This is a genomic window from Lachnoclostridium sp. An181, from assembly GCF_002160325.1.
In the GTDB taxonomy this organism is placed as follows: domain Bacteria; phylum Bacillota; class Clostridia; order Lachnospirales; family Lachnospiraceae; genus An181.
Window position 1 is genome coordinate 88,239 of sequence record NZ_NFKJ01000008.1, and the last position, 14,798, is coordinate 103,036.

At 35.9% G+C, this 14,798-nt stretch carries 14 protein-coding genes; all 14 read left to right on the forward strand.

Annotation, left to right across the window (positions count from 1 at the left end):
- The first annotated feature begins 12 nt into the window (after positions 1-12).
- The 14 genes from B5F18_RS06905 (at position 13) to B5F18_RS06970 (ending at position 14,798) form a co-directional block, all read left to right on the forward strand.
- The gene (locus tag B5F18_RS06905) at positions 13-912 is read left to right on the forward strand and encodes a sugar phosphate nucleotidyltransferase (protein WP_087156944.1); all 900 of its coding nucleotides are present in this window, start codon (positions 13-15) and stop codon (positions 910-912) included.
- 11 nt (positions 913-923) lie between these two features.
- Positions 924-2,006: a dTDP-glucose 4,6-dehydratase gene (rfbB, locus tag B5F18_RS06910; protein ID WP_087156945.1), complete on the forward strand. Its 1,083-nt coding sequence runs from the start codon at positions 924-926 to the stop codon at positions 2,004-2,006.
- 64 nt (positions 2,007-2,070) lie between these two features.
- On the forward strand, positions 2,071-2,940 hold the full coding sequence (gene rfbA, locus B5F18_RS06915) for a glucose-1-phosphate thymidylyltransferase RfbA (protein WP_087156946.1): 870 nt from the start codon (positions 2,071-2,073) through the stop codon (positions 2,938-2,940).
- Between the two features lie 28 nt (positions 2,941-2,968).
- On the forward strand, positions 2,969-3,520 hold the full coding sequence (rfbC, locus tag B5F18_RS06920; protein ID WP_087156947.1) for a dTDP-4-dehydrorhamnose 3,5-epimerase: 552 nt from the start codon (positions 2,969-2,971) through the stop codon (positions 3,518-3,520).
- Positions 3,521-3,546: 26 nt separating this feature from the next.
- On the forward strand, positions 3,547-4,389 hold the full coding sequence (gene rfbD / locus B5F18_RS06925) for a dTDP-4-dehydrorhamnose reductase (protein WP_087156948.1): 843 nt from the start codon (positions 3,547-3,549) through the stop codon (positions 4,387-4,389).
- A 15-nt stretch (positions 4,390-4,404) separates the two neighbouring features.
- The gene (locus tag B5F18_RS06930) at positions 4,405-6,237 is read left to right on the forward strand and encodes a DUF6020 family protein (RefSeq protein ID WP_087156949.1); all 1,833 of its coding nucleotides are present in this window, start codon (positions 4,405-4,407) and stop codon (positions 6,235-6,237) included.
- Positions 6,230-7,159, forward strand: coding sequence for a glycosyltransferase family 2 protein (locus tag B5F18_RS06935; RefSeq protein WP_087156950.1), 930 nt, complete (start codon positions 6,230-6,232; stop codon positions 7,157-7,159). Before B5F18_RS06930 ends, B5F18_RS06935 begins: the two co-directional genes overlap by 8 nt.
- Complete coding sequence (locus B5F18_RS06940) at positions 7,152-7,541, forward strand: GtrA family protein (protein ID WP_087156951.1); 390 nt, start codon at positions 7,152-7,154, stop codon at positions 7,539-7,541. The genes B5F18_RS06935 and B5F18_RS06940 overlap by 8 nt, the downstream gene beginning before the upstream one ends.
- A gap of 204 nt (positions 7,542-7,745) precedes the next feature.
- Entirely contained in the window at positions 7,746-9,137 is a 1,392-nt protein-coding gene (locus B5F18_RS06945; RefSeq protein ID WP_242955819.1) for a sugar transferase, read from the forward strand.
- A complete protein-coding gene (gene glf, locus B5F18_RS06950) occupies positions 9,138-10,244 on the forward strand; it encodes a UDP-galactopyranose mutase (RefSeq protein ID WP_330394132.1) in 1,107 nt (368 codons plus the stop codon). It begins immediately after the preceding gene.
- 10 nt (positions 10,245-10,254) lie between these two features.
- The gene (locus tag B5F18_RS06955; RefSeq protein ID WP_087156953.1) at positions 10,255-11,316 is read left to right on the forward strand and encodes a glycosyltransferase family 2 protein; all 1,062 of its coding nucleotides are present in this window, start codon (positions 10,255-10,257) and stop codon (positions 11,314-11,316) included.
- A complete protein-coding gene (locus B5F18_RS06960; protein ID WP_087156954.1) occupies positions 11,316-12,374 on the forward strand; it encodes a glycosyltransferase family 2 protein in 1,059 nt (352 codons plus the stop codon). Before B5F18_RS06955 ends, B5F18_RS06960 begins: the two co-directional genes overlap by 1 nt.
- A gap of 14 nt (positions 12,375-12,388) precedes the next feature.
- Entirely contained in the window at positions 12,389-13,528 is a 1,140-nt protein-coding gene (locus tag B5F18_RS06965) for a CDP-glycerol glycerophosphotransferase family protein (protein ID WP_087156955.1), read from the forward strand.
- A 13-nt stretch (positions 13,529-13,541) separates the two neighbouring features.
- A complete protein-coding gene (locus B5F18_RS06970; protein ID WP_087156956.1) occupies positions 13,542-14,798 on the forward strand; it encodes a hypothetical protein in 1,257 nt (418 codons plus the stop codon).

Consider the following 14,798-nt stretch of genomic DNA (forward strand, 5'->3'; position numbering starts at 1 on the left):
AGAGGTGAATTTATGGGAACAGCTACACTGGTAATCATGGCAGCTGGAATAGGCAGCCGTTTTGGCGGAGGTATCAAGCAGCTGGAGCCAGTAGGACCGAATGGAGAGATTATCATGGATTACTCCATTTATGATGCCTGCAAAGCGGGGTTTGATAAGGTTGTTTTTGTCATACGTGAAGATTTGGAAAAAGACTTCAGACAAGTAATCGGCAACCGGATCGCAAAAAAAGTAAATGTGGAATATGCATTTCAGGAAATTTGTGATATTCCGGACAAATACAAAGAAAAATTTCCGAATAGAACGAAACCATGGGGAACAGGTCAGGCGGTTTTGTGTTGCAGAGAAGTTGTAAAAGAACCTTTTCTAGTAATTAATGCAGATGATTACTATGGTCGAGAGGCCTATGAGGAAGCATACAAATATTTGACGTCACCGCAAGAAGATAGAGATAGACAGCAGGCGGCAATGGTTGGATTTGTCCTTGAGAATACTCTGAGTGAAAACGGCGGTGTGACCAGAGGAATCTGTAAAGTAGATGAAAATGGCATGCTCAGCCACATTATGGAGACACAGGGGATTGAAAAAAAAGATGGATTTGCGGTGTCTGGAGAAAAGAAAATCGCCTTAGATTCACCGGTTTCCATGAACATGTGGGGGTTGTATCCTGATTTTTTTGATACGCTGGACAAAGGTTTTTTTGAATTCTTGGAAAATTTAAATGAAAATAACGAAAAATCAGAATATCTTTTGCCTACGATCATGGGAGAACTTTTGGAGCAGAACAAAATTGATATTAGAGTATTGAAGACTCATGACAAATGGTTCGGTGTAACATATAAAGGTGACAAGGAAATCGTGGTAAAATCTGTTCAGCAACTGATAGAGGCTGGACTTTATGAAGGGTTATAAGGAGGATAATCATGAGAACCTATTTGGTAACCGGAGGAGCAGGGTTTATCGGCTCAAATTATATTCATTACATGTTTAAAAAATATGGGGATGAAATCCGTATCATCAATGTGGACAAACTTACTTATGCAGGAAATTTGGAAAATCTAAAAGATGTTGAGTCGCGCGAAAATTATACATTTGTAAAAGCAGATATCTGCGATGCGGATGCGATCAATCGTATTTTTGAAGAGAATGACATTGACCGTGTCGTACATTTTGCAGCGGAGAGCCATGTAGACCGCAGCATCAAGAATCCGGATGTGTTTGTAAAAACAAATGTGTTAGGAACATTGGTGATGCTCAACGCAGCAAAAAATGCGTGGGAGATTGGAGACAATATCTATAAAGAGGATAAAAAGTTTTTACACGTATCCACAGATGAAGTATATGGTTCTTTGGATGACGAGGGCGGATATTTTTATGAGACAACACCATATGATCCACATAGCCCATATTCAGCAAGCAAGGCGTCTTCCGATATGCTCGTAAAGTCATATATGGATACTTATAAATTTCCGGCTAATATTACCAACTGCAGCAATAACTACGGTCCATATCAATTTCCGGAAAAATTAATCCCATTGATCATCAACAACGCGCTTCAAGGGAAAAAACTTCCGGTATATGGAGATGGAAAGAATGTTCGTGACTGGCTCTATGTGGAAGACCATGCCAAAGGTATTGACATGGTACAGGAAAAAGGACGTTTGTTTGAAACGTATAATATAGGCGGACATAACGAAAAACAGAATATAGAAATTATACACATCATTTTGAACACTCTTCAGGAAATGCTTCCAGCTGATGATCCGAGAAAAGAACTGGTAAGTGAGGATCTCATCACATATGTGGAAGACAGAAAAGGGCATGACAGAAGATATGCCATTGCACCGGACAAGATAAAAGAAGAGATTGGCTGGTATCCGGAAACAAAATTTGAAGATGGAATTAAATTAACCATTCAATGGTTCTTTGAGCATGAGGATTGGATGAAGAATGTAACAAGCGGAGATTACCAGAAATACTACGAAGATATGTATAATAATAATTAGCAGACGAGCAGTGTTGAAAAACACTGCTGGTTTGCGTTATCAAAGAAAGTGAGGAGTTTGATATATGAAAGGTATCATTTTAGCAGGAGGTTCAGGGACAAGGTTGTATCCCCTTACAAAAGCAGTGTCAAAACAGATTATGCCGGTGTATGATAAACCGATGATATATTATCCGCTTTCAACACTCATGTTGGCGGGGATCCGTGAGGTGCTTATCATTTCAACACCTAGAGATTTGCCAGTTTTCAAAGAGCTTTTAGGATCCGGAGAGGAACTTGGAATGTCATTTTCTTATAAAGTACAGGAGGCTCCCAACGGCCTTGCGGAGGCGTTCATCATCGGAGAAGAGTTTATTGGCGATGACAATGTCGCACTGGTTTTGGGAGATAATATTTTTTATGGGCAGAGCTTTTCAAAGGTGCTCTTAAATGCAGCAAAGCTGGAAAAGGGTGCAACAATCTTTGGATATTATGTAAAAGACCCAAGAGAATACGGTGTTGTGGAATTTGATGAAAACGGAAAGGCATTGTCTATCGAAGAAAAACCGGAAAACCCTAAGTCCAATTATGCAGTGCCGGGACTATATTTTTACGATAACAGGGTTGTTGAGATTGCCAAAAATGTAAAACCATCTGCACGTGGAGAGTTGGAAATCACAAGTGTAAACAATGCTTACCTTGATGAAGGGACACTGCATGTTGAGACGCTTGGGCGGGGATTTGCATGGCTGGATACCGGAAATCACGATGCGCTTTTGGATGCAGCAGATTTTGTGGCAGCTTTCCAGAAAAGACAGGGACTTTATATTTCCTGCATTGAGGAGATTGCCTACAAAAGAGGATTTATTGACAAAGCACAGTTGGAAAAATTGGCACAACCGCTTTTGAAAACAGCATATGGCCAGTATTTGATGGATATTGTAAACGGATTATAAGTTTTGGATAAAGAAGAAGGAGATTGTCATGGGAAAGATTAAAGTAACAGAATGTCCGATCAAAGGATTAAAAGTCATTGAGCCGCAGGTGTTCGGCGATGAACGCGGATATTTTATGGAGACCTACAATTATAATGACTACAAAGCAGCAGGAATTGACATGGAGTTTGTACAGGACAATCAGTCCAGCTCCAGGAAAGGCGTGCTTCGCGGACTGCATTTTCAGATCAATTATCCGCAGGATAAACTGGTTCGGGTAGTGAGCGGAGAAGTTTTTGATGTGGCAGTTGATTTGAGAGAAGGATCTGAAACATATGGAAAGTGGTATGGAGTCATCCTGTCTGCTGAAAATAAAAAACAGTTTTTTATTCCGAAAAATTTTGCTCATGGATTTGTCGTGCTTTCTGAGACAGCGGAATTTGCCTATAAATGCACAGATTTTTATCATCCAAATGACGAGGGTGGTATTGCTTGGAATGATCCGGATATTGGGATTGAATGGCCGATTCCGGAAGATATGGAGTTGATTTTGTCTGAAAAAGACCAGAAATGGCCGGGAATCAAAGAATATCGAAAATAGTAAGTTATAAGTGGAGGAAATGCAATATGAAGGTATTGGTTACAGGCGTAAAAGGTCAGCTTGGATATGATGTGATAAACGAACTGGAAAAAAGAGGCCATGTGGCGATTGGTACGGATGTGGAAGAGATGGATATTACAGATGCCGGCAAAGTAGAAACGGTTCTAAAGAACGAAAAACCGGATGCAGTGGTTCATTGTGCTGCTTATACAGCAGTTGATGCTGCGGAGGATAATGAAGATCTTTGCAGAAAAATCAATGCAGAGGGTACAGAAAATATTGCCAAGGCTTGCCAAGAGCTGAACTGTAAAATGCTGTATCTTAGTACGGATTATGTGTTTGATGGAGAAGGTGAACGCCCATGGGAACCGGACGACGAGAGGGATCCTTTGAATGTGTATGGGGTTACAAAATATGAAGGTGAACTAGCGGTTGAAAAATATGTGGAAAAATTTTTCATTGTAAGAATCGCATGGGTGTTTGGAAAGAACGGCAAAAATTTTATCAAAACCATGTTAAATCTGGGAAAAACACATGATGAAGTTAAGGTAGTGGATGATCAGATCGGTTCTCCAACTTATACATTCGATTTGGCAAGACTGCTTGTGGATATGATTGAGACAGATAAGTACGGAAGATATCACGCTACAAATGAAGGTCTGTGTAGCTGGTATGAGTTTGCAAAAGAGATTTTTAAACAGGCCGGAATGAATGTAAAGGTGAGTCCTGTGACAAGTGAGGAGTTTGCTGCGAAAGCAAAACGTCCGCACAACAGCAGGATGAGCAAAGAGAAATTGTCAGAGAATGGGTTTGAAAGATTGCCGAAGTGGCAGGATGCATTGGAGAGGTACTTGGAAGAGATTGTATAGTAAGGGAAAAGTAATATGAATTTAAAAAAGCAAAATATAAAGACGGGGATTATGTTTGTAATGTCATTTTTGTCAACATACGCAGTTCAAGGAATGCTGAAAGTGACCTATGAAAAGTATCCAATCAGTAACAGTATATTTTCTTTACTGATATTTTGCGCTGTATATGTGTTGCTGAAAACGGTCTCCAAGTGGATGAATGGTAGGCTTATGGTGATATCGATTATTTGGGGAGGGATATTTTCTGCATGTATGGTATGTGGGACTAATCTTATTATGTCTGATTTCACAAAACTAAATCAACTAGAGACATGGCTTAAAATTGCTTTTGGAATTCCTTTGTTTTCTGCACTAGTTGCATTTGTTTTGGAAAAACTTCCTGAAATAAATAAAGTTACCAATATTCCTTTTTTTGAAAAGTTTGTGAGAAGGGAATGGGGAGTTAAAAAAACTTTTTTTGTATCCTGGATTTTGATTTTTGTATCTTGGATTCCAGGCTTAATAGCCAGTTATCCTGGCATTTATGCATATGATAGTGTATATCAAATGGGATACTATACAAGTGGGAATATTTATCTTCATCATCCATTGATTCACACATATTTATTAGGTTTTTGTGTAGAAACATTGGGTGGGATGTTTGGTGATTTGAAAGTTGGTTTGCTGATTTATTCTTTATTCCAAATGTTGTGTTTATCTGCAACTTTTGCGGGAATTATGGCATACATGACTAAAAGAAAGCTTTCTACTCTCATGAAAGTTTGTTGGTTGCTCATATTTATGTTTTTGCCTTTGAATGCAATTATGTCTTTTTCGGCAACAAAAGATATCTTGTATTCTGCTTTTTTTGCCTTATTAGTAATTTTAGCTTGTGTGATAGTAGAAAATGAAACAATTCTTTATAAAAAATGGTTTTGTATGGCGTTTATTGCAATTGTTTTGGGAGGAATGGCATTTCGAAGTCAGGGAAAATATGTCTTTATTTTCGGAAGTGTATTTGGGTTTGTGTTACTTCGGAAACATTGGAAAAGATTGCTGCTTATGTTCACTGTTACTATGATACTGTTCGGAATTTATTCGGGACCTGTCACAAAATTGTGCAATGGGGTAGAGTTTAATTCTCTTCATGAAATGATGAGTGTACCATGCGTACAATTGTCGAGAGCTATGTTAAAAAATTCAGAGGAATTAACAGTAGGAGAAAAACAGAAAATAACAGAGTATGTTCCTGATTATGGTGCATATAAAACTTTTGAAGGAATTTCAGATTCTATGAAAATTACCTTTAATGAGAAAAAATTCAAAGAAAATCCATTGGACTTTTTGAAGTTATGGGTTTCCGTAGGTATAAAAGCCCCGATGAGTTATATAGATGCGTTTGCTAGGTTAACGATTGGATGGTGGTATCCAGACATGAATTATCGGGATCCAAAGGCTTATCACCCATATTGGGAATATGATTCAACTCAGCAAATAGAGGGACAAAACTGGACGATTGTAGAACGTTCAACACCAGAAGGCTTTCAGTGGCTTGCAGATTTTTATGAACAATTGACATATGAAAATAGTTATCAAAAAGTTCCGGTTTTGGCATTGTTATTTAGTTCGGGCTTTGTGTGTTGGATGATGTTTTTATATATTGCAAGTTGTATTTATAAAAGAAAATATAAATATTTATTTCCTGTATCGTTTGTTTTTGGATTGTGGTTGACTGTTTTACTAGGCCCGGTGGTATTGTATCGATACGTCTATCCGATAGCAATTACAATTCCGATTTTATGCTGTTTTATTATGACGGCACCGGAAACATATTATGTGAAAGAAAAGAGGATGATAAAAAATGGATAAAATAGCAGTGCTTATTCCATGTTATAATGAAAGCCAGACGATTCACAAAGTGGTAGAAGATTTCAAAAAAGTTTTGCCTGAGGCAGTTATTTATGTATATGATAATTGCTCTACAGATCATACAGATGAAGTTGCGAAAGCTGCGGGAGCTGTTGTGAGATATGAATATCAGCAGGGAAAAGGAAACGTAATACGTCGGATGTTTCGAGAAATTGATGCACAGTGTTATATTATGGTGGATGGTGACGATACCTATCCAGCAGAATATGCACGAGAGATGTCAGAGATGGTTTTGGAAAAACAAATTGATATGGTGGTTGGTGATCGTTTATCTTCTACGTATTTTACAGAGAATAAACGGAGATTTCATAACTTCGGGAACAGGTTGGTTCGAGCTAGTATTAACACACTGTTCAAAAGTAAAATCAAAGACATTATGACAGGATATCGGGCGTTCAGCTATCAGTTTGCAAAGAGTTTTCCGGTTCTTTCAAAAGGATTTGAAATTGAAACTGAGATGACAATTCATGCAGTGGACAAAAATATGGCAGTTGACAATGTGATCATTGAATACCGTGACAGACCAGAGGGCAGTGAATCCAAATTGAATACAATCTCGGATGGGATTGCTGTTTTAAAAACAATCGTAAGTCTTTGGAAAAACTATAAACCGTTTCATTTTTTTAGCGTATTGGCTATACTCCTAATTTTAATTGATATTTTAGTTTTTATACCGACTGTTTTGATACCATATACACAGACTGGAATGGTAGAAAATTTTCCGACACTGATTGTGTGTGGCTTTGTAGTCATGGCTGCCCTTATGTCATTTTTTAATGGGATGGTATTAGATACTATTATAAAAAAAGAAAAACGAGAATTTGAATTCAGATTGCAATTGTTGGAGAAAAATCATGAATAACATAAAGAAATTGATCATGCAGATGGTTAAATTTGGTGGAGTTGGCATATTATGTTTTGTTATCGATTTTGGAGTGCTTTTTATTCTGACTGAAGGGTTTGGATGCTACTATCTTCTATCAGCAGGAATTTCTTTTACAGTATCTGTAATTGTCAATTATATTATGAGTGTAAAGTATGTATTTGATATTAATCCCAAATACAGTAAAAGTAGAAACTTTATTATGTTCGTCATTTTCAGCTTGATAGGATTGATTCTTACAGAAGTGATTATGAAATTAGGAGTTGACATTCTAAAATGGAATTATATGATTGTAAAAGTCGGAGCAACTGGAATTGTAATGGTTTTCAATTTTGTTACGCGTAAAATTTTTCTGGAATAGTAAAATTTTGAAAAATGAGATATAGAAACAATAAAGACATATTTTTCATTTGTGAAAACTATGTCTTTTGTTTTTTAAAGAGGCAAATATTACAGAAATGTTACAAAATAAGAAAGTTTTAAGGAAACAAGCCTTGCGGAACAGGTGGCTATCATTTATAATGAGGAATGATATTACGATAAATGATAAATTGGTGGGAGTATGATGTATTGGATTAAAAAATTTGAGGCTACACTATGGCTTGTAATTAAAGTTATTTTATATGTATCATTGTTGGGAATTTTTATGGGGATCCTTTCCATAGAAAATCCGCCTATTTTAAGATTGTCCAGAACTATGGGTATTACTTTGAGTACTTTTGTGATTGTTGGAATCTTATTTATCCGGGTATATGGTACGTATGATGTCGGAAGAAGAAAAAGTAAGCCGATTATTTATTCTTTGGCTTTGGCTGTACTATTTACAGATATCATAACTTATTTACAGCTTATGATCATGAATACAATTGTGCCAAAGTGGAATGCTTTTCGTCTGAGCAGTATCGGAGCTTTGGTTATCACATATATTGTTCAGGTATTGGTTATCGTAGTCTTCACTTATGCAGGAAACGGTCTCTTTTTTATGCTGCATGATCCAGAAAGCTGTTGTGTTATTACGTCATCTCAGGAAAGTTTGGATTGTATTGTCCGTGCTATTTTGAAGTTTAAAAAGCAGTACAGAATAGATTATATTGCAGATTACAAAGACAAAGATTTACACAAAATTATAAAAAAAGCAGATACAGTTTTTTTGCACGATGTGCCGGCAGTGGAGCGCAGTGAGATTATCCGCTATTGTTATAAGAAAAAGATCAATATCTATTTTAATCCGGAAATTGAGGATATTGTGGAGATGAACGCGCAATATTATCTCTTGGACGATGTATCTGTGCTCAATGCAAATGTAAAAGCATGGACCATGGAACAACGGATCGCAAAAAAACTTCTGGACATGTCTTTGGCTATTGTACTTGGAATTGTGACATCCCCAATTTGGATCGTAAGTGCCATTGCTATCAAGGCGTATGATGGAGGACATATTTTCTTTAAGCAAAAACGTGCTACTTTAAACGGAAGAGTTTTTGAAGTGTATAAATTCCGGACAATGAAAGAAAATGTGGAAAATCGTTCTGTGACGGACAACGACAATCGCATCACTAAGCCTGGAAAGATTTTGAGAAAAATCAGAATGGATGAGCTGCCACAGCTTTTGAATATCTTAAAAGGGGATATGAGCTTTGTGGGACCGCGTCCGGAAATGCTGGAAAACGTGGAGGCTTATGAGGAAGAGCTTCCGGAATTCAGATACAGATTGAGAGTAAAGGCTGGTCTTACCGGATATGCACAGATTGCAGGAAAATATAACACTACTCCAAAGGACAAGCTCATCATGGATATGATGTACATTGAGCAGTTTAATATACTCAAAGATATTCAGCTGATTTTCCAGACCTTTATCGTACTTTTAAAGTCGGACAGTACAGAAGCTTTCCAGACTGGAGATGAGGAGAAAAAATATATCTTTCATGCAGCAGAAAATAAGGAAGAAGGAGTATAGATGATGAAAAAGCAATATGACTATGTCCTTGTTGGTGGAGGACTTTTTGCAGGAACATTTGCGTATTTTGCAACAAAAAAAGGGAAAAAATGTCTGGTTATCGAAAAAAGGAACAAACTTGGTGGAAATCTTTACTGTGAGGATGTGGAGGGAATCCATGTCCATAAATATGGTGCGCATATTTTCCATACAAGCAACCGCAAGGTGTGGGATTTTGTGAACTCACTTGTGGAGTTTAACCGTTACACAAACTCACCGGTTGCAAATTACAAAGGGGAAATCTACAATATGCCATTCAATATGAATACGTTCAGCAAAATGTGGGGAGTTGCAACACCGAAAGAGGCAAAAGCAATCATTGATGAACAGAAATCTGCCATCAAAGGGGAACCGAAAAATCTCGAAGAGCAGGCAATCAGCCTGGTTGGCGAGGATATTTACCGAAAACTGATTAAAGGATATACAGAGAAACAGTGGGGAAGAGACTGTAAAGATTTACCGTCCTTTATTATCAAACGGCTTCCGGTAAGATATACCTATGATAATAATTATTTCAATGACCTATATCAGGGAATTCCGATTGGCGGCTATAATGTACTGATCGAGGCATTGTTTGACGGCTGTGATGTGAAATTGAATACGGATTATAACCAGGACAGAGAGACATATAATGCACTTGGCCAAAAAGTGATCTACACAGGAGCTTTGGATGCATTATATGATTTTTGTTATGGACCATTGGAGTACAGGAGCCTTCGCTTTGAATCTGAAGTGTTGGATGAAGAAAACTATCAGGGCGTGGCTGTTGTCAATTATACGGACAGGGAGACTCCATATACAAGAGTGATCGAACATAAACATTTTGAATTTGGGACACAGACAAAGACTGTGATCACAAGAGAGTATCCGGCAGAATGGGAAGAAGGGATGGAGTACTATTACCCTGTAAATGACGAAAAGAATCAGGAGCTCTATCAGAAATACAGAAAAAAAGCAGATGAAGAAGAAAAAATTTTACTGGGCGGAAGGCTTGCCGAGTACAAATATTACGATATGGATAAAGTCATTGAATCTGCATTCCAGTTAGTGGAAAAAGAATTGCAATAGGAGAAATAAGATGGAAAATAATATCAAAGTCAGTATCATCATGCCTGTGTATAAGGTAGAGGAATATGTTGGAAAAGCAATTGAAAGCATTCAAGCCCAGACATTGAAAGAATGGGAGTTTTTGATCGTGGACGATGGGACGCCGGACCGAAGCGGTGAAATTTGTGACGAGTATGCTGCACGTGATGAGAGAATCCATGTGATTCACAAGGAAAATGGCGGTGCTCCGAGTGCGAGAAATATGGCGATTGAAATTGCAAAAGGAGAATACATGTATTTCATGGATTCTGATGACTGGGCAGAGCCGACGATGCTGGAAGATATGTATAATCTTGCAAAAAGAGACAATGCACAGTTGGTTGTGGCCGGATTTTATATCGATACCTATTATGACAAAGAAAACTATGTGACAGACAATTTTTTGGTGGAGGATGCAGTTTATCCAAATAAAGAGGCATTTCGCAAAAATGCATATAAATTGTTTGATAAAAACTTGTTGTATACTCCGTGGAATAAATTGTTTGAGTCAAAATATATCATGGAAAATAACTTGAGATTCCCAAAAACTTTTTGGGACGATTTTCCGTTTAATGTAAGTATTGTCAAGAATGTAGAACGTGTGACAGTAACTTCAAAACAGTATTACCATTTTTTGCGTGCACGTTCCGAGTCAGAGACAGCGGCTTATCGTCCGGGAATGTATGAAAAGAGAGAAGAAGAGCACGGCTGGATGATTAACTTGTACAAAGAATGGCATGTGGGAGATCCGGCAAGTACAGAAATGATTGCGAGACGTTATATGGAGAGATTTGTGGGATGTGTGGAGAACATTACAAATCCGAAGTGTATGATGTCCAAGAAAGAAAAGAAACAGGAAATCAAAAAGATGCTCCAAAACCCAAGAATTGACAAGATGGGAAAAGTGGCGCGTCCGCGTTCCTTGTATATGAAGATTTTGCTGTTACCGATCAAGTGGCATAATACATTGCTCACTTACTGGGAGGCAAAAGTGATCACGTATGTGAAGACGAAAAATACGAAATTGTTTACGAAATTAAAGGCGGGAAGATAATGGAAGGAAAAAGACCGTTTATCAGTGTAGTGATGCCGGTGTATAATGCAGAAGAGTATTTAGAAAAAAGTATCACGAGCATTTTGGAACAAACCTTTCAAGATTTCGAATTAGTTATAATCAATGATTGTTCAAAAGATAATAGTAAATCTATATGTTTGCGTTTTGCAAAAGATAATAAAAAAATAAAATTTTTAGATTTAAAAGAAAATGTCGGTGCAGGAGCTGCGCGTAATTATGGAATTGAACATGCAACAGGATATTATCTTGCTTTCGTGGATTCGGATGATAAGATAGCAACAGATTTGTTTGAACAAGCAGTTTTGGCCTCAGAAGAAGGAAAGATTGATATGGTCGTTTGGGGAATGACTGAATTGTATTTAAATAGAAAAGGAGAAGTGAATCATATCAAAATTGTACAGTCTGAGAAAGGAACCTGGAGAGGAGAAAAAATTGCAAAAAAAATCCTTGAACTGGAAGAAAAGACACTTTTAGGCTATCAATGCAATAAATTGTATAAAAAATCTATTGTAGATACTATGTGTTTGAGGTTCGAAAAGTCTATATTATATGAAGATTATTTTTTTACATTAAAATTTTGTGAACATATCCATTCTATAACTTATATAGAACATGCAGGATATTTTTATTACAAGAGATTTAATGAAAGCATTACTACAAGATTTGTTCCAGAGTATTATCAATTAAGTAAACGAAGAATAGAGGAAATGTATGGATATTGTAAAAAAGAAGGTATTTTAGAAAGTAGCATACAAGTTTTGAACAATATATATATACGCTATATTTTATCTGCAGCTACCAGGAATGAAGATAAACGCTGTAAGCTAAATAGAATTCAGAAAAAGCAATGGTTATATAAAGTGAGCAAAGATAAGTTATATCTTGAAATTTGTAGTGGAAGAAAGACGAAATCAATCACTCTGAATGTTTTTAAATGGATGATGGAAAAAAATTTAAACATTGGATGTAGAATTATTTCAAAAGGTATATATAAAGTGAAAAAATATGGGCCACTTCTGTTTTCAAAAATAAAATAAAGAGGAAAGAAAAAATGAAATATATTAAATATTGGGCGATATATTTAATGCGTACAGTGTTAAAAATATTTTATATTGTTCCTGTAAATAGAAAAAGGATATATTTTTCTGCAAATAGAGGAACTTCTATAAGCTGCAATCCAAAGTATATTTACGAATATATGGTAGAAAATTTTCCGGGACAATTTGAATATGTTTGGGAATATGTCATGGACAGGAAAACTGATAAACAGACGAAATATGTAAAACCTTATTCTTTGCAGTCAATTTTATATTTGTTGACCTCAAAAGTAATTATTAGTAATGACGGGTTAGGCAGCTATATCCCAAAAAGAAAGAATCAATGCTTTATTAATACTTGGCATGGGGGTGGAGCGTATAAAAGAGTTGGAGAGGAAACGATTGAAGGCTGTGGAGTAGAAATGAAAATTAACAAGATATGTGGAAAACAGACGGATATTTTTATTTCTAGTTGTAGAATGTTTTCAAAAGTAATGTCATATTCGAAAGCGGTTGATCAGAATAAGTTTTTGGAATGTGGAATGCCTCGAAATGATTTCCTTGTAAACGGGAAAGGAAAAGAAAAAAAGGAAAAAGTCTATCAATATTTAAAATTAGACAGCTCTAAAAAAACAGTTATGTTTGCACCGACGTACAGAGGCAATGAAGGAGATGCAAAATTTGACAATGAAATAGATAAGGACAGATGTCTGAATGCTTTGCAAAAGAGATTTGGGGGAGAATGGGTGTTTCTAATTCGTAAACATCACTTTGTTGAAAAAGATATAGAGTCGGAAGGATGTATAGATGTCAGTGATTATCCGGACATGCAAGAACTTTTAGGTGCTGTAGATGTATTTATCACGGATTATTCTTCGACGATCTGGGATTATTCATTGACATTTAAACCAGGATTTTTATTTGTGCCAGATTTAGAAAAATATCAAGCCGAAAGAAATTTTTATACTAATCCGTCGACATGGGCGTTTCCATTAGCAAAAAGTAATGTAGAACTGGAAAGACTGATTTTAAATTTTGATCAAGAAAAAAATAGAAAGAAAATAGAAACTCATCATAAAATTTTGGAAAATAAAGAAACAGGATGTGCAACGGAAATGGCTGTCAATAAAATTGTAAATTTTTTGATGAAATAGAAAGGAAAATATTATGAATGATTTTTATGATTTAAATGATTTGGTGGCATTTTATTTGAAAAAATGGAAAAGTGTTTTGGCGGTAATTATGATTGGTGCCATTGCTTTTGCGGGAGTTAGGCTGGTTTCTAATATTCAACAATATAAAAATCAAGATGAGAATCAAGTGATTAAAAATCAAGCAGAGGGAGAGGAACCAACTTGGAAACGAATTACATATACTGTTAAAGTTGATGATCTTTATGATATTGTTGAAGGGATACCTGTTTTAAAAACAAAAGAGATTACAGAGGCTTTTTTGAAAGGTGCAAAAAGTGAAAGTGTAATGAATGAGCTGTTAAATAAATATTTTGAAAAAGAGAAACAAGAAGATACGTCTAGAAAAGAAAGTTTCAACCATTATGGATATATTTTAGATAAAGAAAAAGATTATCCATATACTTATTATGATTTTATGAACCAGACAATTGTTGAGCAGGATACAAATATTGAAAACTATGTGATGATAGGGTTTAAGTCTACAGATGAAGAATTGGCTGAAGAGATTGCCAAAGAATATACTGATATTTTAATAAAACATGTCAACGAAATTGTAAAAGAGAGCAAGTGTGAAGTAGTTGATAAAACATTAGTATATGAGCTTCCAGCAACATCAGCAGGGGCAGTGTCATCTAGAAAAGTAGATGCAGCTGTTAATACGGTGATTACAAAATCGAGCATTGTGAAACAGACCATAAAAGGTGCGATTTGGGGAGCAATGATAGCAGCTTGCTTGATAATTGTGGTGCTATTTTTTATATATTACACAAGTAAGAAGGTTCGGAAATACTCGGATTTGAAAAAAAGCAATATAGATATTTTAGGTGTAATTGCTGATGGAAAAATAGGAAGATATAAAAAATTTATAGGAAGACTTGAGGGAAATAATGAATATTTTGCCAATCAGGAGGAGTTTGCACAATATTTTTGTGAGTTTTTAAAAGTAAATGGTATTTCTGAAGGAAATATATTAATATGTGGGAATGACCATAAGAAAAAATTGACCAAATTTCAGGAAGTTTTGTCAGAAATTTGTAGAGATATAAAAATTGATTTTATATATGAAGGTTCTTTATCAATTTCTAAAGAGGCTTTAAGAAACGTAAATAATGTATCCTATGCAATTATAGGTGAAGTTTTTAATAAATCTTTGATAAACTCAATGGAAGAAGAATATAAATATTGTCAAAATTATAACATAAAAGTATTAGGATTAGTGGCGATAGAATAG